The 20,865-nt window shown below is 66.2% G+C and carries 20 protein-coding genes; 9 read left to right on the top strand and 11 right to left on the bottom strand.

Going from position 1 to position 20,865, the window contains the following annotated elements:
- Positions 1-2 precede the first annotated feature (2 nt).
- The 4 genes from A5791_RS01185 to dnaA form a co-directional block, all read right to left on the bottom strand.
- A complete protein-coding gene (locus A5791_RS01185) occupies positions 3-560 on the bottom strand; it encodes a DUF721 family protein (protein ID WP_231995764.1) in 558 nt (185 codons plus the stop codon).
- A complete protein-coding gene (recF, locus tag A5791_RS01180) occupies positions 557-1,705 on the bottom strand; it encodes a DNA replication/repair protein RecF (RefSeq protein ID WP_067229671.1) in 1,149 nt (382 codons plus the stop codon). Before recF ends, A5791_RS01185 begins: the two co-directional genes overlap by 4 nt.
- Positions 1,706-2,902 carry a DNA polymerase III subunit beta gene (dnaN, locus tag A5791_RS01175; protein ID WP_067229668.1) on the bottom strand — a complete coding sequence of 399 codons (1,197 nt, stop codon included), beginning with the start codon at positions 2,900-2,902 and terminating at the stop codon, positions 1,706-1,708.
- 475 nt (positions 2,903-3,377) lie between these two features.
- On the bottom strand, positions 3,378-4,934 hold the full coding sequence (gene dnaA / locus A5791_RS01170; protein ID WP_067229663.1) for a chromosomal replication initiator protein DnaA: 1,557 nt from the start codon (positions 4,932-4,934) through the stop codon (positions 3,378-3,380).
- Positions 4,935-5,554: 620 nt separating this feature from the next.
- Between dnaA and rpmH the strand changes: the two genes are divergently transcribed.
- The 9 genes from rpmH to A5791_RS01130 all read left to right on the top strand — a co-directional run bounded on the left by rpmH (position 5,555) and on the right by A5791_RS01130 (position 12,012).
- Positions 5,555-5,698, top strand: coding sequence for a 50S ribosomal protein L34 (gene rpmH / locus A5791_RS25690; protein ID WP_082966674.1), 144 nt, complete (start codon positions 5,555-5,557; stop codon positions 5,696-5,698).
- Positions 5,699-5,721: 23 nt separating this feature from the next.
- Positions 5,722-6,084 carry a ribonuclease P protein component gene (gene rnpA / locus A5791_RS01165; protein WP_067229660.1) on the top strand — a complete coding sequence of 121 codons (363 nt, stop codon included), beginning with the start codon at positions 5,722-5,724 and terminating at the stop codon, positions 6,082-6,084.
- Positions 6,085-6,101: 17 nt separating this feature from the next.
- Entirely contained in the window at positions 6,102-6,380 is a 279-nt protein-coding gene (yidD, locus tag A5791_RS01160; RefSeq protein ID WP_067229718.1) for a membrane protein insertion efficiency factor YidD, read from the top strand.
- On the top strand, positions 6,361-7,500 hold the full coding sequence (yidC, locus tag A5791_RS01155; RefSeq protein ID WP_156660934.1) for a membrane protein insertase YidC: 1,140 nt from the start codon (positions 6,361-6,363) through the stop codon (positions 7,498-7,500). Before yidD ends, yidC begins: the two co-directional genes overlap by 20 nt.
- A gap of 49 nt (positions 7,501-7,549) precedes the next feature.
- Positions 7,550-8,185 carry a R3H domain-containing nucleic acid-binding protein gene (locus A5791_RS01150; protein ID WP_067229656.1) on the top strand — a complete coding sequence of 212 codons (636 nt, stop codon included), beginning with the start codon at positions 7,550-7,552 and terminating at the stop codon, positions 8,183-8,185.
- Positions 8,186-8,265: 80 nt separating this feature from the next.
- Positions 8,266-8,985 carry a 16S rRNA (guanine(527)-N(7))-methyltransferase RsmG gene (gene rsmG, locus A5791_RS01145; protein WP_067229653.1) on the top strand — a complete coding sequence of 240 codons (720 nt, stop codon included), beginning with the start codon at positions 8,266-8,268 and terminating at the stop codon, positions 8,983-8,985.
- Positions 8,982-9,980, top strand: a complete 999-nt coding sequence (locus A5791_RS01140; protein ID WP_369827997.1) for a ParA family protein — start codon at positions 8,982-8,984, stop codon at positions 9,978-9,980. The genes rsmG and A5791_RS01140 overlap by 4 nt, the downstream gene beginning before the upstream one ends.
- Entirely contained in the window at positions 9,977-10,969 is a 993-nt protein-coding gene (locus A5791_RS01135) for a ParB/RepB/Spo0J family partition protein (RefSeq protein WP_067229646.1), read from the top strand. Before A5791_RS01140 ends, A5791_RS01135 begins: the two co-directional genes overlap by 4 nt.
- Before the next feature lie 296 nt (positions 10,970-11,265).
- Positions 11,266-12,012, top strand: a complete 747-nt coding sequence (locus A5791_RS01130) for an acetyltransferase (RefSeq protein ID WP_067229643.1) — start codon at positions 11,266-11,268, stop codon at positions 12,010-12,012.
- Here the strand turns inward: A5791_RS01130 and A5791_RS01125 are convergent.
- The 7 genes from A5791_RS01125 to A5791_RS01095 form a co-directional block, all read right to left on the bottom strand.
- Complete coding sequence (locus A5791_RS01125; RefSeq protein ID WP_067229640.1) at positions 12,009-13,226, bottom strand: N-acetylmuramoyl-L-alanine amidase; 1,218 nt, start codon at positions 13,224-13,226, stop codon at positions 12,009-12,011. The two genes, A5791_RS01130 and A5791_RS01125, sit on opposite strands and share 4 nt — an antisense overlap.
- 258 nt (positions 13,227-13,484) lie before the next feature.
- Positions 13,485-13,835 (bottom strand): thioredoxin, encoded by a 351-nt coding sequence (gene trxA / locus A5791_RS01120; protein ID WP_067229628.1) that lies wholly within the window; start codon positions 13,833-13,835, stop codon positions 13,485-13,487.
- Positions 13,832-14,842: a thioredoxin-disulfide reductase gene (gene trxB / locus A5791_RS01115; protein ID WP_067229624.1), complete on the bottom strand. Its 1,011-nt coding sequence runs from the start codon at positions 14,840-14,842 to the stop codon at positions 13,832-13,834. Before trxB ends, trxA begins: the two co-directional genes overlap by 4 nt.
- Positions 14,843-14,954: 112 nt before the next feature.
- Positions 14,955-15,713 carry a hypothetical protein gene (locus tag A5791_RS01110; RefSeq protein WP_067229622.1) on the bottom strand — a complete coding sequence of 253 codons (759 nt, stop codon included), beginning with the start codon at positions 15,711-15,713 and terminating at the stop codon, positions 14,955-14,957.
- A 59-nt stretch (positions 15,714-15,772) separates the two neighbouring features.
- Complete coding sequence (gene sigM, locus A5791_RS01105) at positions 15,773-16,360, bottom strand: RNA polymerase sigma factor SigM (protein WP_067229620.1); 588 nt, start codon at positions 16,358-16,360, stop codon at positions 15,773-15,775.
- A gap of 64 nt (positions 16,361-16,424) precedes the next feature.
- Positions 16,425-19,928 carry a lipid II flippase MurJ gene (locus A5791_RS01100; protein WP_369827999.1) on the bottom strand — a complete coding sequence of 1,168 codons (3,504 nt, stop codon included), beginning with the start codon at positions 19,926-19,928 and terminating at the stop codon, positions 16,425-16,427.
- A 146-nt stretch (positions 19,929-20,074) separates the two neighbouring features.
- Positions 20,075-20,865, bottom strand: a 791-nt coding sequence (locus A5791_RS01095) for a DUF6049 family protein (RefSeq protein WP_231995763.1), incomplete at its 5' end; no start/stop codon positions are given.

Raw genomic sequence — 20,865 nt, 5'->3', positions numbered from 1 at the left:
CCCTATCCGTAGGTGTCGCGCGGGCCCCGCCCAGCGATATGTCGGGGGCCCTTCCGCCACGATGGTGCGGCCGGACCGGTGATTCGCAAGGACGTCACCACACCGTTGCCCACCGCCGCCGCGATCTTCGCCAGCAGCTGGGCTTGCATCATCCGCAGCTGCGTTGCCCACGCGGTCGATTCGGCCGCCACGCTGAGCACTCCGTCGTTCAATCCGGTCGGGGTGGCGTGGTCGGCGATCTGCGCACCGACCACGGACCGCCATTGACCCAGTACCGTGCCCTCGGCGACGTGCGCAGACCAGCCGCGTTTCTTCGCCAAGTCCCGCGCCACCCTGCCCAGCGGCTGCGGATCACGCACATCGGGCCCGGGGCCAGACCAACTGCGCCGCTGGCCCGCGACGCGGCGCGGTGTCGGCGATGACGCACGGCCGCGTCCCGAGTCCTTTCCCTGCGCGCGCGCCGCAGCCCGCGCTTCTTCCAAAGTCCGGCGCACCAAATCGATGCCCGCCAGCTCACCCGGAACTTCCAGCGGCTGCGGCCCCGTGTCGCGCTCGGTCACGATTGCACCACCGACATCCGTCCGGAATCGTCGTCGCGCATCTCGATGGCCACCCGCCTAGCATCCCAACCGGTCGGCAGGTCCTCCAGCACCGCCGCGGTCACCAGCACCTGCTCTGCGGATTCGGCCACCGCGCCCAGCGCCCGCCGACGGGCGGTATCGAGTTCGGCGAAGACGTCGTCGAGCAAGAGGACCGGATCGCCGCCGTCGGTACGCAACAACTCGTAAGCAGCCAACCGCAACGCCACGGCGAACGACCACGATTCCCCATGGCTGGCAAAGCCTTTCGCGGGCTGACTGCCCAACCGCAACTCCAAGTCGTCGCGGTGCGGACCGACCAGACACATGCCCCGCTCCAACTCGGCGGCACGCCGTGCCGCCAGCTCAGCCAACAGGGCGGCCTCGAGGTATTCCCGGTCGGGCTCCGGTTGGCTCCCGATGTCCAAGCTGGCGCGGTAGCCGATCGACGCGGATCGCGATCCGGGTGCCAACAGCTGGTAGGCCTTTTCCACCTGCGGTGCCAGCTGGTCGGTCAGGGCTATGCGCGCCGCCATCAATTCAGCGCCGTGCTCGGCCAACCGGCTGTCCCAGACATCGAGGGTGTCCAACGCGCTTTGATCTCCGCGGTGACGTGCCCCGGACAGCGACTTCAACAGGGCGGTACGCTGCCGCAAAACCCGGTCGTAGTCGGCGCGCACCGCTGCAATGGTTGGCCGGCGCTGGCTCGCCAGGTCGTCTAGATAGCGCCGCCGGTCCGCGGGATCGCCACGCACCAAAGCCAGGTCTTCGGGAGCAAACAACACTGCGCGCAGTACCCCGATCACTTCGCGGGTGCTGCGCACCGGTGAACGGTTCAGCCGGGCCTTGTTGGCGCGCCCGGCGGCAATCTCCAGGTCCACCGCACATTCGCGGCCCTCGTTCACGACGATCGTCGACACCACCGCTCGCGCCGCACCCGTTCGGATCAGAGGCATGTCGGTCCCCACCCGGTGCGAACCAAGAGTCGCCGAATACCACAGTGCCTCAATCAAATTCGTTTTGCCGAAACCGTTCGGACCGACGAACACCGTCCGGCCCGGATACAGTTCGAGGTCTGCGTGCGCCCAGGACCGGAAGTCGCGCAGTCCTAAATGCCGGACGTACACCTAACCGGGCAACCGGACCGGCATCAACAGATAGACGTATTCCGTCGGCAGGGCGGCGAACGGCGCGTTGCCTGTGGGGTGGTCGGCTTCAGAAGCGGGGCGCAGCAAAGCCGGCTTGCCGGGAGTCGTGAAACCGAACGACACCCGCTCGGAGTGCACCGACCCCAGCCCGTCGGTCAGATACGTCGGGTTGAACGCGATGGTGAGCGGCTCGCCAGCGAAGTCGACGGCCAGGTCTTCTTCGGCGCGCCCGACATTGTCATCGCCGGCGGACAGCCGCAGCATGCCGTCGCCGAATTCCATGCGCACCTGCGCACCGCGATCGGCCACCAATGCCACCAGCTTGATCGCTTCGGTCAGCTCGGCCACATCGATGGTGGCAACCGCGGTGTGTTCAGCCGGTAGCAGCTGGCGGAATTTCGGGAATTCCGCATCCAGCAGCCGGGTGGTGCTGCGTTTGCCGTTGCCGCTGATGCCCAGCAACCCGTCCTTGCCCACGCCCATCCCGGCGCCCAGCGACAGCCGCACGTCCGAGCCGTCGATGCCCGACTTGGCCGCTTCGGCCAACGTCCTGGCCGGCACCAACACCGAGGCCTCGATGTCGGGCGACAACGCCGACCAGGTGAGCTCGCGCACCGCCAGACGGAACCTGTCGGTGGCGGCCAGAACTACCGTGTCACCCGAAATCTCGACCCGGATGCCGGTCAGCATCGGCAACGTGTCGTCACGGCCGGCTGCGATAGCAACCTGGTTGATCGCCTCGGCGAACAACTCCGAAGGCAAGGTTCCGGTTTCTTCGGGCAGCGTCGGCAGGGTGGGATAATCCTCAACCGCCATAGTCGGCAGCGAAAACCTGGCGTTGCCACAGGTCAACGACAAGCGGTTACCGTCGACATAACAGTCAACAGGCTTGTTCGGCAGCGCCCTGGTGATATCCGACAACAACCTACCGGAGACCAAAACGCTTCCAGGAGAAGCGATTTCGGCGGCAACCTGCGCCTCGGCGGACACCTCGTAGTCGAATCCCGAGATCGTCAGGCCGTCGTCCGACCCATTCAACAGCACTCCGGAGAGCACCGGCACCGTAGGTCTGGTAGGTAGATTTTTGGCCACCCAGGACACGGCGTCTGCGAAAGACTCTCGGACCAAACGAAATTTCAAGTCGGTGAGGCCGGCTCTTGTCGTCGCCGCGTCCATAGCGTCCCTTCACCATTGAGTTCGAGTTGACTGGCTAGCCGCCCCGCAATGTTCTCGATAGGCAGTCGAAGAACAACCGTAGAGCCTCTGGCCCCAACTTGAAAGCTAAACGGCAAGGGTGACAACGCGGGCAGTCAAGCCACTCGCGAGGCCGGTTTCGCTGCGTGTCCCCAAGCCTGTTCTTCGAAGAACAAATGACGAAGAGATTTCAGTAACAGTAATAAGGGGTGTGCATGTTGTGGACAGTTCGGCCTTCACGCAGCTAGGGGAGCGGCGGGGTTGTGGATGACAAGCGCGGCCGGTGTGTGGTTCGTGTTGGGCCGGTGGGGATGAAGTGCGGATGTACACGGCCTTGCGAGTGATTACGGGTTGTTTACGGGGTGTCTGCACAGCGCTGTGCACAGCTCATCGGTGTGACTGCTGTGACGCGCGTGCGAGAAGTTTTTTGGAAAAAAGCGAGTGCTGAACGGCCGGATCAGCGCTTGGACCGCTGACGGATGCGGGTGGTGAGTTCTTTGACATGATCGAAGACTTCACGCCGCTGCGCCATCTCGGACAAAATCTTGCGCTGCGCGTACATGACCGTGGTGTGGTCGCGGCCGAACGCCTGGCCGATCTTTGGTAGAGACAGGTCGGTGAGTTCCCGGCACAGATACATCGCGATTTGTCGCGACTGAGCCAGCGCCCGGGTCTTGCCCGGCCCGCGCAGCTCTTCGACGGTGGTGTCGAAGTATTCGGCGGTGGCGGCCATGATGGTCGCCGCGCTGATCTGCATGGTGCTGGCGTCGGCGATCAGGTCGCGAAGGACGATCTCCGCCAGCGCTTTGTCGATCGGAGTCTTGTTCAGCGAGGCGAACGCGGTGACCCGGATCAGGGCTCCTTCGAGCTCACGGATGTTGCGTTCGATGCTGCTGGCGATGAGTTCGAGCACGTCGTCGGGGACCGCGAGCCGTTCCATCTGCGCTTTCTTACGCAAGATGGCGATGCGCGTCTCTAATTCCGGTGGCTGCACGTCGGTGATCAGGCCCCACTCGAACCGGGTCCGCAGCCGGTCTTCCAGGGTGGCCAGTTGTTTGGGCGGCCGGTCAGACGAGATGACGATCTGTTTGTTGGCGTTGTGCAACGTGTTGAAGGTGTGGAAGAACTCCTCCTGGATACCTTCCTTGCCTTCGATGAATTGGATGTCGTCGACGAGCAGCACGTCGACGTCGCGGTAGCTGCGTTTGAACGCGACTTTGCGGTCGTCGCGCAGAGAGTTGATGAAATCGTTGGTGAACTCTTCGGTGGAGACGTACTTGACCCGCATGCCGGGGAAGAGTCGTTGGGCGTAGTTGCCGGCAGCGTGCAGCAGGTGCGTTTTGCCCAGGCCGGATTCGCCCCAGATGAACAGCGGGTTGTAGGCGCGCGCCGGTGCTTCGGCGATCGCCAGCGCCGCCGCATGAGCAAACCGGTTGGAGGCGCCGATCACGAACGTGTCGAAGGTGTAACGGCGGTTGAGGCTCGTCCCACTGCCGTTGCCGGATTCGGCGGGGCGCTTGGTGAAGTAGGTCGGCCAGCTCTGGTGAGCGCTGCCAAGCGTCTCACCGTTTTCGTAGCCTTCGTCACCGTCGAGGCCTTCGAGGCCGTCCAGACGATTGTCGATCCCGGTGTCGGTAGCGATCTCGTCGGCTTGGGCGAATGCCTCGGCCGGAGCGAAGGGGGTGTCGTCGGCGTCGTTCTCGGCAGTCGGTGCGATCCGCACGCCCAGTTGGATTTGCTGACCAAGTCGGCGGCTGAGCGCATCGGTGATCGGGGTTCGCAGGTGTCGTTCGATTTCGTTTTGCACGAAACTGCTCGGCACCGACAGCAGAGCAAACCCCTCCACAATCGTGAGTGGTTGAACCAGGTTGAGCCAGGCTCTTTGCTGGGGAGTCAGCGGGGTGACAAGAGTTGTACCGCTGGTGGGTTCTCCGTCTGGATCTGACTCACCGTTGAGCTCGGATACGACCGCGTTCCACACTTTTGTGAAACCGGAACCGGGATCATCGGTCAACGACGCATCTCCCTGGTTCTCGCGAATTTAGGGTCGGGTACAACCGCTTTTAGCGACCGGAGCAACTGTCCACATGCTTATCCACAGCTGTGGACAGGACGATCATAAACTAGCCGCTCGGCGACGGCTTACGACTCCGTTCTGGAGACAACCCGTGCAGGTCGTCTAGGCGCCCGTCGTTCTGCCATCCTTGCTGAGTTGTCGACCGCCGCTCCAGTCCGAGACCGAAGCTAACAGTTTTCTGTGCGGCTGCCAACAGTTTCGCAACATTACGCCGAGGTTCATTTGGGCCGCGCCAACCGGACGCGGGTTCGGTTGGCCGCCAACGAATGTTTTCGGGCGTGGCTTGCGCCAACTGACACCCCGGGGTGGGGTGTGGTGCGTTGGGAGAGGCCAGGTTTGACCCGGCGAACGGACGTCAGTACCCTCAAAAAGTCGCCCGAAAGTCGGCGATACGGCTGCGACCCGAACTGACGCCGAAATGTCAGCCTGGGGACCGCGCCGGCCAGTAGCAAGACAAGCCCCAACCAATCCCGGGCGCCTAGCGGACCAACTCAGTTGCAAAGTGCGTGCGGCCGGATGGCTCGGACACTCGAGCCGTACACAACGAGGAGAACGCCGTGGCCAAGGGCAAGCGGACCTTCCAGCCCAACAACCGGCGCCGAGCCCGCGTGCATGGTTTCCGACTGCGGATGCGCACCCGCGCCGGGCGGTCGATCGTCTCCAGCCGGCGCCGTAAAGGCCGGCGTGTGCTGTCTGCCTGAACGCAACACCAGGTCCTTGGGCGGTGCTACCCGCGAATAACCGCATGAGGCGGTCAACCGAGTTCGACGAGACGGTGAAGTACGGCATGCGTACCGTACAGCCCGACCTCATCGTGCACGTGCGCCGCGGCAGCGATGAGGGGATCGGCAGAGGTCCGCGAGTGGGGCTGATCATTGCCAAGTCGGTGGGCTCGGCTGTGCAGCGTCACCGGGTCGCGCGCCGGCTGCGCCACGTTGCGCGGACCATGCTGGGGGATCTCGATCGATCGGACCTGGTGGTGATCCGTGCGTTGCCGAGCAGTCGGCACGTGTCGTCGGCCTGGCTGGAACAACAATTACGTGCCGGGTTGCGGCGCGCTTTCGAGTCGGCGGGGGCCGCCCGGTGAAGGGCTCGCTGAGCGGGATGGGCAGGGCCGTGGCGCGCGGCCTGATTTTCCTCATTCAGCTCTACCGGCACATGGTTTCGCCGTTGCGGCCGGCGACCTGCCGCTTCATTCCGACCTGTAGCCAGTACGCCGTGGATGCTCTGACGGAGTACGGCTTGATTCGGGGTAGCTGGCTGGCCGCCGCCAGACTCGCCAAGTGCGGACCGTGGCACCGGGGAGGATGGGATCCGATACCCGAGCGCCGCGAATGCGGTGCGGAACACGTGGACACCAGGAGTGAGTCTTTTGCCGTTTGATCCTTTCAGTCTCGACTTCGTGTACTACCCCGTGTCCGCGATCATGTGGGTTTGGTACAAGCTGTTCGCCGCGGTGCTGGGACCGTCGAACTTCTTCGCGTGGGCGCTCTCGGTCATGTTCCTGGTGTTCACCCTGCGGGCGCTGCTGTACCAGCCCTTCGTCAAGCAGATCCGCACCACCCGGCAGATGCAGGAGTTGCAACCGCAGATCAAAGCGCTGCAAAAGAAATACGGCAAGGACCGTCAGCGCATGGCCCTGGAGATGCAGAAGCTGCAGCGCGAGCACGGGTTCAATCCGATCCTGGGCTGCCTGCCGATGCTGGCCCAGCTGCCCGTGTTCCTCGGCCTGTATCACGTGTTGCGCTCGTTCAACCGGACAGCCACCGGCGGCATGTTCGGCGGGGTGGGTGGACCGCAGATGACGGTCGTCCAGAACCGCGCCACGCGCAACTACGTGTTCAGCCCGAGCGACGTCGGACATTTCCTGGACGCGAACCTTTTCGGCGCGCCCATCGGGGCGACGATGACGCAGACAACCGGCATCAAAGCCTTCACCGACTTCGGGGCGTTCTCCCGGCCCGCGGTGATCGCCGTCGGGCTACCGGTGATGATCCTGGCCGGCATCGCGACCTACTTCAACAGCCGGGCATCGGTGGCACGGCAGAGCCCGGAAGCGGCGGCGAATCCGCAGACCGCGATCATGAACAAGCTTGCGCTGTACGTGTTTCCGTTCGGCGTGGTCGCCGGCGGCCCGTTTCTTCCGCTGGCGATCATCCTGTACTGGTTCTCCAACAACATCTGGACCTTCGGTCAGCAGCACTACGTCTTCGGGATGATCGAAAAAGAGGACGAGGCCAAGCGGCAGGAAGCCATTGCCCGCCGGGCGGCCAACGCACCGGCGCCGGGTGCCAAGCCCAAACGACCGCCGAAAGCGGTCGTCGGATCAGTGACCGATTCCGACGGGGAAGCCGGCGCCGAATCGGGGCTGGAAACGTCCGACGGACAAGTGACCGAAGTGGCCCAGCCGCAAGCAAAGAAGCCGAGTTCGGCCGGACGGAATAACGGCCCAAGCAACCGCACACCACGCCCTGGCGCACGACCGAAGAAGCGCAAGCGCTGACGCGGACCGAGACAGGCGAGACCGAAAAGACAGGCAAGGGAGACACAGCATGACGGATGCCGACACCACCGAGCGCGCCGCCGAAAGCGATCTGCCGGCCCAGGATGTTGCGCCGGATGCGGCGGCAGACAGCCGTGACGAGCAAGCCGACAACCCAGCCGACGAGACCGCTGAGGCCGACCAGGCGGACGAGTCCGACGAGGCCGATCAGTCCGACGACCTCGAGGAGCGGCTGGTCGCCGAGGGGGAGATCGCCGGCGACTACTTGGAAGAGTTGTTGGATCTGCTCGACTTCGACGGCGACATCGACCTCGATGTCGAGGGCAACCGCGCGGTGGTGAGCATCGACGGCAGCGACGACTTGAACAAGCTCGTCGGGCGCGGGGGAGAGGTGCTTGACGCCCTGCAGGAACTGACCCGGTTGGCGGTACACCAGAAGACCGGTGTGCGGAGCCGGTTGATGCTCGACATCGCTAGCTGGCGACGTCGGCGTCGTGACGAGTTGGCCGCCTTGGGCGACAAGGTGGCGCGCCGGGTCCTAGAGACCGGTGAACGAGAAGAGCTCTCGCCGATGACGCCATTCGAGCGAAAGATCGTGCACGACGCCGTCGCCGCGGTCGCCGGCGTCCGTAGCGAAAGTGAAGGTGTGGAGCCGTCCCGCCGGGTCGTCGTCCTGCGCGACTGACGCCGGCGGCACGCGCCGTGATAAGCCAGCCGCGATCCGCAAGCCTCCGACAGGCCAGCCGGAAGCCCGAGAATTGAGGAATGTTTCACGTGAAACATGGCGGTTCTTGCGAGCGGGCGGCGACGGCGGGTGCACCGCCCGACGCTGCGGCCCAGGTATTCGGGACGAGGCTTCCGCTCGTACGGCGCTACGCTGACATCTTGGCGAGTGACGGAGTGGAGCGGGGATTGCTCGGTCCCCATGAGGTCGATCGGTTGTGGGAACGGCACGTTCTCAATAGCGCCGTCGTCGCCGAGCTGCTCGAGTCGGGCGACCGAGTGGTGGACATCGGCAGCGGGGCTGGGTTGCCTGGGTTGCCGTTGGCGATCGCGCGGCCCGATATCGAGATGGTGCTCCTCGAACCGCTACTGCGGCGAAGTGAGTTCCTGCACGAGGTGGTTGCCGAGCTCGGGTTGCCCGTCGAGGTGATACGCGGCCGCGCGGAGGAGCGGCAGGTGCGCGAGCGCATTGGCGGACGGGACGTCGCCGTGTCGCGTGCCGTGGCGGCGTTGGACAAGTTGACGAAGTGGAGTATGGCGTTGCTACGACCGGAGGGCCGGATGCTCGCGATCAAAGGCGAACGCGCTCACGACGAAGTCCGCGAGCACCGGCGTGTGATGGCGGCGGCCGGCGCGGTTGATGTCAGGGTGGTCACATGTGGCGCGAACTATTTGGCTCCACCCGCAACCGTGGTGTCAGCGCGACGGGCGAGGCAAACGCGGCCCAACGCTCCACGACCGGCACGCAGGCGATCGCGATGAGCGGTCCAAGTTCTTCGGGCGGCCCGACGGTGGCCCCGCAGCACGTGTCGCCAGACACCGCCCACGGACAAATGTCAGCCGAGACGTCCGATGTTTCACGTGAAACATCGGACGAACACGACACCCCGATCGGCGCCGCCGCCGAACGCGCGATGCGGGTATTGCACACCGTCCACGAACCGCTGCAGCGACCACCACATCGTCGGGTGTTCACTGTCGCGAACCAAAAAGGCGGCGTGGGCAAGACGACAACCGCGGTCAACCTTGCCGCCGCCCTTGCCGTCCAGGGGCTCAAGACCTTGGTCATCGACCTCGATCCGCAGGGCAACGCGAGCACAGCGCTCGGCATCACCGACCGGCAGTCGGGCACGCCGTCGTCGTACGAGGTGCTCCTCGGCGAGGTGCCGCTGCACGCCGCGCTGCGCCGCAGCCCACACAGCGACCGACTGTTCTGCGTGCCGGCGACCATCGATCTTGCCGGCGCCGAGATCGAGTTGGTCAGCATGGTGGCCCGTGAGAATCGCTTGCGTACGGCGCTGGCGGCACTCGACAAAACCGACTTCGACTACGTCTTCGTCGACTGCCCGCCGTCGCTCGGGTTGTTGACGATCAACGCACTCGTCGCCGCGCCCGAGGTGATGATCCCGATCCAATGCGAGTACTACGCCCTGGAGGGCGTGTCACAGCTCATGCGCAACATCGAGATGGTGAAGGCCCACCTCAACCCGCAACTCGAGGTGACTACCGTCATCCTGACCATGTACGACGGCCGAACCAAACTCGCCGACCAGGTGGCCGCGGAGGTGCGCCGCTACTTCGGGAGCAAGGTGTTGCGCACCGTGATTCCGCGCAGCGTGAAGGTCTCCGAAGCCCCGGGGTACAGCATGACGATCATCGATTACGATCCGGGCTCGCGCGGGGCAATGAGCTATCTGGACGCGAGCCGGGAGCTCGCCGACCGCGATCGACCATCATCCGCGAAGGGACGACCATGACGCAGCCGTCACGCAGGAAAGGCGGCCTTGGCCGCGGGCTGGCTTCGCTGATTCCCACCGGACCCACCGATACCGACGGCCTCGGGCCGAGGATGGGCTCCGCCGCCGCCGATGTGGTCATCGGCGGTCCCGCGCCGGATGCTGGGGCTATCGGAGCAATCGGGGCAGTGTATCGGGAGATCGCACCCGCTGATATCGAAGCCAATCCCCGCCAGCCGCGACAGGTGTTCGACGACGAGGCGCTCGCCGAGTTGGTGCACTCCATCCGCGAGTTCGGCCTGCTGCAGCCGATCGTGGTGCGGGCGGTCAGTGGTTCCCAGAGCGGCGCCCGATACCAGATAGTGATGGGGGAGCGGCGGTGGCGAGCGGCTCAGGAGGCGGGTCTGGCCACCATCCCGGCCATCGTGCGCGAGACCGGCGATGACAATCTGTTGCGCGATGCACTGTTGGAGAACATCCACCGCGTGCAGCTGAACCCCTTGGAAGAGGCGGCGGCCTATCAGCAACTGCTCGACGAATTCGGGGTCACCCACGACGAACTGGCTGCCCGCATCGGACGGTCCCGCCCGCTGATCACCAATATGATCCGGCTGCTCAAGCTGCCCATCCCGGTGCAGCGCCGGGTAGCCGCAGGGGTGCTGTCCGCCGGTCATGCACGGGCGCTGCTGTCGTTGGAGGCCGGCCCCGACGCACAGGAGGAGCTGGCAAGCCGGATCGTCGCCGAGGGCCTGTCGGTGCGTGCCACCGAGGAAGCCGTCACCGTCGCCAACCACGAGGCCAACCGCAGTGGCACGGCCAAGCCGGCACATCCGCGGCGCAAGCCGATTCAGATGCCCGGCCTGCAAGACGTTGCTGAACGACTGTCGAACGCCTTCGACACCCGGGTGACCGTCACCCTCGGCAAACGCAAGGGCAAGATCGTCGTGGAGTTCGCTTCGGTAGACGATCTGCAGCGCATCATCGACATGATGACCGCGTCCAAGGCATGACCCGGCATACGCTGTAATTACGTCACTGTGACACTGCGCTGGTTTGGCCTGGCACGGCACGCCGCTCTGCCACCGAACTGCAACCGAGACGTACTGTGCGTCAAGCGCTTTCGGCGTTCTCATGAGGGCCGCGATGAGTGGGGGGTGAGCTACGGAGATCGTTGCGGCGCGAGCAGGCGGGCGGCGACGACAAAACTGGCCCGATGCTCCGAAACTCTCCTATCCTGGAGAGGTTGCCGGTGCAGCCCGGCCTGGGGGCAGCCGGGCCGCAGTACCGCACGGAGGCCAGGAGACTAGTGTCTGCTCGAATCACACCGCTGCGGCTCGAAGCCTTCGAGCAGCTTCCCAAGCACGCACGGCGCTGCGTCTTCTGGGAGGTCGACCCCGCGACCCTCGGTAACCGTGACCACCTCGCCGATCCGGAGTTCGAAAAAGAGGCCTGGTTGTCGATGGTGATGCTGGAATGGGGTTCGTGCGGTCAGGTTGCGACCGCGATTCCCGACGAGCGCAGCAAGGCCGAACCGCCCTGCCTGGGGTATGTCCTCTACGCTCCGCCGGGGGCGGTACCGCGTGCGCACCGGTTTCCCACCGCGCCGGTGTCCGCCGACGCCGTGTTGCTCACGTCGATGGGTATCGAAGTTGGGCAAGCCGCCGACGACCTGCCACACGGCCTGATCGCGCGGGTGATCGACGAGTTGGTGCGCCGCGGAGTGCGGGCGCTGGAGGCCTTCGGCCGTACCCCGGCAGCCTCCGAATTGCAGGATCCGCGCATGGTGGACCCCGACGTGCAGCCGGTGCTGGAGGCGCTCGGCGACTGCTCGGTGGACCACTGCATCATCGACGCGGACTTCTTGCAGGACGTGGGTTTCGTTGTGGTCGCACCACATCGGTACTTTCCGCGGCTGCGGCTCGAACTCGACAAGGGGCTGGGATGGAAAGCCGAAGTCGAGGCCGCCCTGGAGCGATTGTTGGCGAATGCTCAACTGCAACAACCGGTTGGGGCTGGGGCCACGGCCACCAGCGTGCACGCGCCGGAAGGTTAGGAGCCGCTTCGGGTGGCCCGCTCCACCGATAATTCGTGGGCCAGCAACTCGGCGAAAGTGAATGTGCCAGTGGGGCGGTCGTTCTTGCCCAAGAGGTACAGCCGCTTGACCGCGGCCAGGATGCCTTCGGCGATGGCATCGCGGGTCTGCGTCGAGACCAGCATTCCGCGGTCGTGCGGGTTGGTGATGTAGCCGATGTCGACCTGAACGGTCGGCATCCGGGTCAGTCGCAACAGATCCCACGTCCGGCCATGGGTGCGGCAGTCGCGTAAACCCGTGCGGGCCACGACTTCTCGTTGAATGAAGTCGGCGAGGTTGCGGCCGATGGTGGAAACCGAACCATGCGAGTTGCCGAAGTGAAACGATGCCACGCCGTTGGCCGCTGGGCTGGCCTGGGATTCGCAGCGCAGGCTGATCATCAGATCGGCACCGACATTGTTGGCGGTGGCCGCCCGCTCGGCGTCGGACGGGCTGCGATTGGTCGGCCGGGACAGAAACGTCTCCATGCCGATGGCGGTCATTCGGCCCTCAAGACGACTTGCCAAGTCCCACAAGACATCTGCTTCGCTGATCGGACCGTCTGGACTTTGGGTGATCAGGCCGTGGTCCGCGCCACCGCGGCCCGGATCGATAATGATCCGTTTACCAGACAATTTCGGCCCGGACCGTCGCACCAGCTCTTCCTCGCGGATGGCGTGCGGCGAACCCCCGGTAACCCGCGAACTCAGAAAGTACAAGGAGCGCAACGTTTCTGGCCCGCAGATACCGTCGGCGGCGAGCCCGTACTCACGCTGGTAGGACATCAGCGCGTTATGCGTCTGCAAGCCGAAGTGTCCATCCACCAGACCGGTGTAGAAACCAAGGTCCTGCAGCCGGGCTTGCAGCGTTGCCACGTCGTCGCCGTAAAGCGGCGCACCGAATTGGTGATACAGCGTACGGGCGCCAAGCCGGTAGGAGGCCTCCTTCAGCGCCCGGTAAGTGGCCTCGCCGACGACGCCGTCCACGAGTAGTCCGCGATGTTGCTGAAAGGCGCGCACCGCCTGGTCGAGCTCGTCGTCGAAGACATCGAGCGCTACATGCCTGCCGGTGTTCAGATCCTCTTCTGGGCTGTCAAGCATTCCCAGCGCGGCGAGCGCAGCCCGAATCTCGGTAACAGCGGCGCCACGGTCACCAGCGCGCAACGCGTCGCCGGCTTCGCGGCGCGGACTCGACATACCAAGGGCCCTCCGGGGCTAATCAATGCATAACAGTTAGCCGGTATTGTCGCAGATCCTTGAGGATTTTCGGAAAACCCCAGGCTAATCGAGCGTGTGGTGCGCCGAATTAGACCCGCCGCGTTATGGATGGCGGCGACCCGTCCCCCAGCTTCGCGGGGGTACCCCCAGCGCACAGCTGCGCCGCGCTTGCGATCGCCGCGTTCTGGATGGCGGCGACCCGCTTCGCCCGGCTGCGCCGCGCTTGCGATCGCCGCGTTACAAGCCGGGGACCGCGTCCGAAAGCTCGCGCAACAGCGCAGCCTTACCCTTTGCGCCGACGATCCGTTTCACCGGCTGACCGTCCTTGAACAGGATCAGCGTGGGGATCGATACCACCTGAAAATCGCGCGCAGTTTCGGGATTGGCGTCCACGTCGAGTTTGGCGACGGTGAGCTGGGCGCCCTGCTCGGCCGCGATCTCCTCGAGCACCGGGGCCACCATCTTGCACGGTCCACACCAGGTTGCCCAAAAGTCAACCAGCACAGGCTTATTGCTGGACAATACGTCCGTTGAGAAGGACGCATCGGACACTTCTACTGTGGCCCCGGCGTTTTCGGTATCGGTCATCGTGGTGCTCCAATCAAATCGGTACTGTCAGCCTTTCCAGCCGCTTCGCCCTCGGTGGCCGAGTCTGCGTGCTCGGCCAGCCAACGCTCGGCGTCGATGGCCGCCGCACAGCCGCTGCCCGCGGCAGTGACCGCCTGCCGGTAGGTGCGGTCCACCAGGTCCCCGGCCGCGAACACACCTTCCAGCGAGGTGCTCGTGGTGCGGCCTTCGACCAACACGTAACCGTCCGGGTCGACGTCCACGGCATCGCGCACGAGTTCGGAACGCGGTTCGTGGCCGATCGCTACGAACACGCCGGTGACCGGCAGGGTGGTCTCCGTACCGTTGACCGTGTCGCGCACCTTCAGTCCGGTCACCGTGGTATCACCTTCGACCGCGACCACCGTGTGGTTGGTGAGGAACTTGATCTTCTCGTTGCTGCGGGCCCGATTGAGCATGATCTTGGAGGCCCGGAACTCGTCGCGGCGATGCACCAGCGTGACGCTGCGCGCGAACCGGGTCAAGAAGGTCGCCTCCTCCATCGCGGAGTCGCCGCCGCCGATGACGGCGATGTCCTGGTCGCGGAAGAAGAAGCCGTCGCAGGTGGCGCACGAGCTGACGCCGCGACCCAGCAGCTCCTGCTCGCCACGAACGTGCAGGTAGCGTGCCGCGGCGCCCATCGCCAGGATCACGGCGCGGGCGCGATGAGTTTCTCCCTCGGCGGTGACGACGGACTTGACCGGTCCGTCCAGCGACACCGACTCCACGTCTTCCATCCGCAAGTCCGCGCCGAAGCGCAGCGCCTGCTCGCGCATCTCGTCCATCAACTCCGGGCCGGTGATGCCGTCGCGAAAGCCGGGATAGTTCTCCACCTCGGTGGTGGTCATCAACGCGCCACCGAACGAGGTGCCTTCGAACACCAGTGGCGCCAGCTGGGCGCGCGCGGTGTAAAGAGCCGCCGTGTATCCGGCGGGGCCCGAACCGATAACGATTACTTCGTGGACAGGGTCATCAGCGGAAGCAGTCATGCGAGCCTTTCGGGTACGGGCACTGATAAGAGCGCTGACAAGAGCTAAGCCTTCGAACGCCAGCGTAGGCGCGGCTGTTCCCGGGTATGTCGCACCACACCCTGAACGCCGTTCATGAGCGGGGAATCTGCGTGCTGGCCAGCAACCCGGTGTCGACCGCGCTGCAGTTCAGTCCCACCGCAAAGACCGCCAAGTCCTGCGGCGTATCACCAGGCAGCACGAGCAGCACCCCCGGACGTGCGTCCACCTCGACCGGCCGTGCGCCCAGGACCGAGGTGGACGGGGGATAGCCAAGGCCGCGCAGGCACGATGCCCGCCGCGGCGGATCCTCGAGAGCGCCATGGGTACCGTAATCGGGGCTTTGGTTGAGCAATTCAAGAATTTGGGGTTGCGACAGCGGGATCGCGGCTGCGGGCCCGGTGGCAGGTCCTGGCACTGTTATGTGGTCGGCGGTCGCCGGCGTGCTCGACGTGGGCGGGGGCGCGTTCAACAGCGCCGATGTACCCAGACCGATGGCGACGACGAGCGCACCCAAACCGGCGATGCCCGCAATCAAACGGCCGGGGCGGATTGGGGGACGTGCGGAGTGGGCGGCGGCCGACGACCTCGGAGCAGCGGTGACTCCCGCCGGCGGCGGCGCCGAGTTCGAGTCGGCGCCCGCGACACCCAGGTCGCCCAGATCGGTACGCACCCTGTTCAAGGCCCGCAGGATGTCCTCGGCTTCGGGATCGGCGCGGACCCGGCTGCGCACTCGAGCGGCGGCTTCGTCGTCGAGCAGGCCGGCCTGCAGGTCAGCGAGCAGGTCAACGGTCAGCGGCGGGTCCGCGTCGCCTTCACCATGCTGCGGCGGATCGCTATCGGGTGCACCCATCCGCCCCAGTGTCCTTGATGCACAGTTCGATGGCTACGCACAGGGGGTCGCGATGATGGTCAGCACTGATTGGCCGGGCGATCCGCCGCGGCGCTGACGCCGGTGTTGAGGTAACCGAGCAGGTCGGCAAGCCGGGCGCGTGCACGAGCGCAGCGGCTCTTGACCGTGCCTTCGGCGACGCCCAACAGCCGGGCCGTATCGGCGATCGAATAGCCCTCCATGTCGACGGCCACCACCGCTGCGCGCTGCTCGACGGGCAGCCGCATCAGCGCTCGATGCACCAGGATCGCCGTCTCCACCTGCGCCGTCCGATCGTCTACCGAATGGATGTCCCGCAGCGGACTGGTCGGGTGGGCTTTGGCGCGACGCAGGCGGTCCAGGCAAGCGTTGACCACGATGCGGTGCAGCCAGCTGCGCACGGCGGCGTCACTCCGAAAAGAACCCGCGCCGCGGTGGGCTGAGAGCATGGCGTCCTGCAACGCGTCTTCGGCGTCTTCGGGGGAGCGGCTGGTGAGCCGCGCGAGCCGATGCAGTTGGCGTCGGTGGCGGTGGAACAGCTCGTCGAACGCATAGCGGTCGCCGGCGACGTGGGCGGCCAGTAATTCGCCATCGGTGCGGTCCCGCTTGATGTTTCGCCCGAATCCCACGAGCCGGGACAGTAGCCAAACGGGGGCCGCGGGGCACTTCACCCGTCGCGCCGGGGAAGACCGGTTACGACGCCGCCTGGACCGTGATTTCGGAGATGCTGGCCTGGCTCTTGCCGTTCATGGTGCCCAGGGTGGAGATCCACACCAGCAGATTCGACGTCGGCGAGGAGGACTTCACCGAGATGGTGTTGCGGCCGGGTTTGAGCGCCGTCGCGCCGGTCAGCAGCGTGGTGTCCTCGAGCTTCGCCGGCGTCGCCGTGTTGGCGGAGCGGATCTCGACCTTGGTGCCGGTGCTGGCGGCGTCGATGGTCACCGCGCCGACGACCGTGGGCTGCGGCAGCTGCAAAATCAGGCCGACGCCGTTCTTGAAGCCGGGGAACGGGACCGGGTCGCTGTAGACGTCGGTTTCCCAGGAGGTGCCCGCGTTGCCGTCGATCACGTTGCCGGCGGTGCCCGGGGAGTCGGCTTCGCCGCCGGGGGAGAAGACCGTGGCCCTGGTGGGTTTGATGACACTGCCGGCCGGTGCGCTGCCGGCCGGGGCCGACGAGGTGGCCGACGACGGCGTGTTCAGGCCGAGCTCTTCTTTGCTGAAGCCGCCGCCGACACCACCGAAGATCTTGTTCACCAGTTGGGCGATCACCAGCAGCGTCACCACGATGACGACGGCAGCGGCGCCGATACCGATCAGCACGTTGCGGCGCCGATTTCCCAGCGGACCGGCGTCACGAACCGACGGCGGGCGCCGTGACGCTGCGGCCGGCGGTTCGTCGATGGCGTCGGAATCGTCGATCGGGCCGAGTACCTCGGTGCGGTCGGCTACCGCGGTCGCCTGCTGCAGCAAGTTCAAAAGCGTTGAGGCGCTGCGTATCCCGCCGTCCTCTTGGACGGAACGAGCCGCCACCGCCGAAATCTGGAACGGGATGTCGGGTTCGATGACGGTGGGTTCGAGCGGGTTGCCGGAAGCGTCCCGCTTGGCCGGCGCCAGCCCACTGCGCACCCCGGACTCCTGCAGTGGCCACCGGTTGACCAGCAGGGCATACAGCGCCGCGCCGATTCCGCGGATGTCGTTCTGCGGACTGGCGTCGGGCATGGTTGCGGGGTACGCCAAAACGACGTCGCCGTCGATGCTGACGCGCACCCGCGCCGGATGGTCGATCGACAGCGCGACGCCGGCACGGTGAGCCGCCGCGGCGGCCGCGGCCAGTGACTGCATTGCCCGGACGGCGCCGACGGGTGACGGCGCCGTGTCGGCGACCTCCTGCAGCGAACCGCCCCGAATCCACTCCGAAACCACCAAGCCGCCGGCGCCGGTGTGGACGACGTCGAGCACCCGCGCCACGCCTGGCGTGTCGATCCGGCTGAGCCGCAGGGTGCGGGCCAGGATCTCCTGCAGCACCTCGGGGGGCAGAGCCCCGTCCGGGTCAACGAAAGTCAGCGCAACCTGTCGGTCCAGGGCGGTGTCCAGCGCCTGCCAGAACTGCAAGGGGGGTGCGCCGCCGTGGAAGACCAGCAGCCGGTAGCGGCCACCGGCGATGCGGGCGCCTGGTACCAAGTGGACATCATCGGACGACGCCGACGAATCGGGCCCGGGTGGGCGGGGGGCGTCGAAGGCAAGCGGCGAACGAGCGGGATCGGCGGACAGGTCGCCGTTCAGCTCGTCGGACGAACGCGGTGCCGACTGAGGACCGGGCTCGTGAACATCACGGATGTCGGGAATGTCGGGGTGAAAGTCGTCGGCAACCGAGCGCTGCACGTCGTGACCGCGTGCGGAGCCGGATGCGAAATCGGGCGAGGTGCTCTCCAATGGGCGGTCGCTCACCTCCAGTCCTTTCGCTATTCCGACTCTGGCGCCCCGCTCAGGAGGTCTGCGCCGGATCGGCTCCCGGACCGCCTTTGGCCCCGGCGGGGTCGAATTCCTCTGCTCAGGGTACGTGACCGGGCCGCGGCGAGACGATTTAACCGGTAGCGGGGCTTTCCGTAGCGGTGCAGCCCCGGGGATCCGGCGGCGGATGGCGGCCCACGCCGCATGCGCCTCGGGGACCTGCCCGCGCAGCATCACTGCCGCCATGATCGGGAGCATGATCGTCGCCAGCGTCAACAGCCGCAACAGTGAGCCCGGGCCGCCGAAGTGAGCGGTCAGTGCGCCCAGTTTGAGCAGCCGGTCGGCCAGGTGGGCGAGCAGGCCCGCCAGCAGCGATGCGGCGGTCGTCACCAGGATGGTCCGCGCCTCGTTGGCGCCGATGAGGTGGCCGCCGCGCGGCAGCAGCGCACGCCGCAGCAGGTAGTAGCCGACGATCGCGCCGGCCAGAAAGCCCAGGCCGTTGGCCAGCCCGAGGTAGCCGGCGACCAGCTTGGGGTCGCCGGTGATGTGTGGGGCCAGCACCGAGCCGGCGATCTTCACGCTGGTGATCACCAGGATGATCACGATCGGCGTCCAGGGCTGCTCGCGGGCGTAGAAGACCCGCAGCAGCAACAGCACCAGTGCGTACGGAATCAAAGTGAACGCGGACAGCGAGATCGCCGCACCCAGGTAGCCGGCGTCGACGCCGCCGAAGTGGCCGTAGGCGAACAGGGCACTGCCCATTGCCGGGCCGCCCACGGTCATGAACGCCACGATCGGGATGAGCGTGATCATCGTCAGGCGGGTGGCCAGCGACAGATCGGCGAGCACCGCCCGGGTGTCGTCAGCGGCGGCGTTGCGGCTCAGCCGCGGCATCACCACGGTCAGCACCGTGACCCCGATCATGCCGAAGGGCAGCATTAACACCAGCCAGGTGTAGTTGTAGATCGCCGGCCCGGAGGCCGCCGCCGTGCTGGCGATCTGGTTGCCGATCACCAGACCGAGCTGACTGATCACGACGTACAGCACCATCGCGGCGGCCATGGCGCCAAAACGCTTGAGCCGCTCGTCGATTCCCCACAGTGGACGCAGGCTGATGTGCTGGCGGCCGATCGCCACCAGCAACACCGCGGTCTGCGCGAACACTCCCAGACTGGTGCCGACCGCGAGGACCAGGAGTTTGGTGTTGCCCATTCGGACCGGGTCGACCGACAGCTCGCCGGGTACCAGCAGGTACACCACCAGCGTGGCGATCGCCACCACGTTGTTGACCACAGGCGCCCACGCGGGCGGCCCAAAAACGTTGCGGGTGTTGAGGATTGCCATGAAGACAGATGTCAGGCCGTAGGCCAGGACCTGCGGCAGTAGCAGGTAGGCGAATGCGGTGGTCAGCGGTTCGTTGACCTGTGGGTTGCGGCCCAGCATCAGCCGCACCAGCATCGGCGCGGCCAGCACCGACAGCACCGTGGCGATCAACAGCAGAGTGGTCGTCAACGTGACCAGGCGGCGCACGAAGGCGGCGCCGCCGTCGGGGTCGCCCTGCTCGGCGCGGGCCAGCACCGGAACGAAGATCGCGGTGAACGTCGCCTCCAGCACCAGCGCGGCGACGAGGTTCGGCAGCTGATTGGCCACCGAGAAGGCGCTGGACAGCGCCGCGCCCAGGATCGCGGCGAGCAGCACGATGCGGGCGAAGCCGGTGATCCGGCTGATCAGCGTCGCGAACGCCATCCCCCAGGACCGCGACACCAGGGCGGCATCGGACAGTTCGGGTCGCCGCGCGGCGGGCACAGGCGCCGGTAAGCGGGGCGGACTTACGACCTGAGCGGGCGCCGTGCGTCTCTGCGGTGGTCGCTCGGGCCGACGGGAGGCGGGTTTCATACTCGGTGTTGTTGGTCGACCCGGTCATCGACCCGGGGCGGCGGATCGGCCTTCGTGTGATGAGACGGGGGATCGGGACGGTCGAGGTCGGCGCGGTCGGGCTGGCCGCGGAAGCGATGCCACAGCCGCCGCCCGGCCAGCGTCACCAGCACGGCCGCCGCCGTCAGCGTGATCGCGAACAGCACCTTGCCGTAGGCGTTGGAGTGCACCGAGAACCGGACCGGCTCGCCCAGCCGCGCGCCGTCCGGCGTCCGCAGCGATACGTCGATAGCAACGCGCTGGGTGAAGCGCACTTCGATCGGCACCCGCAGCGGCAGGTAGCCCGGCGGCAGCTCGATCTGGCCAACATCAGTGACGCTCATCCCGGGCGGCGTGTCGACCTGCAGTCGCACCCGGATGGGCACGGCCAGGCCGTTGTGCAGGGCCAGCGGAAGCGGACTGTGTTCAGTGGCCAGGGTGTAGGAGCCGCCCGGGTTGACGATCGTCACCGCCCCGAACAGGTCGTTGATCGTCTTGCCGACGACCGCCAGCCGTTGCTGGGCCAGTCCGTTGCGGGTGTCCGGCGGCTGGGACTGGCTCAGCGCACGCAGCATGTCCTCGCGCAGCGGCGCGGTGTACTGGACGCCGGTCAATCCGGTGCGGTCATCCGTCATCAACGCCGAGGTCAGTCCCCACAGGCGGCCGACCTGACCGGTGATCTGGCCGGTGACCTCGTCACTGAACTTGGCCAGATCGAGCTGCCGCCGGGCTACCTGCCGCTGCGGGTGCCGATCGAAGTGCGCTTCAC

The sequence above is a fragment of the Mycobacterium sp. 852002-51163_SCH5372311 genome, assembly GCF_001667115.1.
Taxonomy (GTDB): Bacteria; Actinomycetota; Actinomycetes; order Mycobacteriales; family Mycobacteriaceae; genus Mycobacterium.
This window is presented reverse-complemented; position numbering and strand designations above follow the sequence as displayed.

Excerpts from the sequence above, each read along its gene's own strand:
- dnaN (WP_067229668.1), bottom strand. The coding sequence starts at position 2,902 with ATGGACGCGGCGACGACAAGAGCCGGCCTCACCGACTTGAAATTTCGT.
- yidD (WP_067229718.1), top strand. The coding sequence starts at position 6,102 with ATGGGCAGGGCCGTGGCGCGCGGCCTGATTTTCCTCATTCAGCTCTAC.
- A5791_RS01150 (WP_067229656.1), top strand. The coding sequence starts at position 7,550 with ATGACGGATGCCGACACCACCGAGCGCGCCGCCGAAAGCGATCTGCCG.
- rsmG (WP_067229653.1), top strand. The coding sequence starts at position 8,266 with ATGTTTCACGTGAAACATGGCGGTTCTTGCGAGCGGGCGGCGACGGCG.
- A5791_RS01140 (WP_369827997.1), top strand. The coding sequence starts at position 8,982 with ATGAGCGGTCCAAGTTCTTCGGGCGGCCCGACGGTGGCCCCGCAGCAC.
- A5791_RS01135 (WP_067229646.1), top strand. The coding sequence starts at position 9,977 with ATGACGCAGCCGTCACGCAGGAAAGGCGGCCTTGGCCGCGGGCTGGCT.
- A5791_RS01125 (WP_067229640.1), bottom strand. The coding sequence starts at position 13,226 with ATGTCGAGTCCGCGCCGCGAAGCCGGCGACGCGTTGCGCGCTGGTGAC.
- trxA (WP_067229628.1), bottom strand. The coding sequence starts at position 13,835 with ATGACCGATACCGAAAACGCCGGGGCCACAGTAGAAGTGTCCGATGCG.
- trxB (WP_067229624.1), bottom strand. The coding sequence starts at position 14,842 with ATGACTGCTTCCGCTGATGACCCTGTCCACGAAGTAATCGTTATCGGT.
- A5791_RS01110 (WP_067229622.1), bottom strand. The coding sequence starts at position 15,713 with ATGGGTGCACCCGATAGCGATCCGCCGCAGCATGGTGAAGGCGACGCG.
- A5791_RS01100 (WP_369827999.1), bottom strand. The coding sequence starts at position 19,928 with ATGGCGTTCGCGACGCTGATCAGCCGGATCACCGGCTTCGCCCGCATC.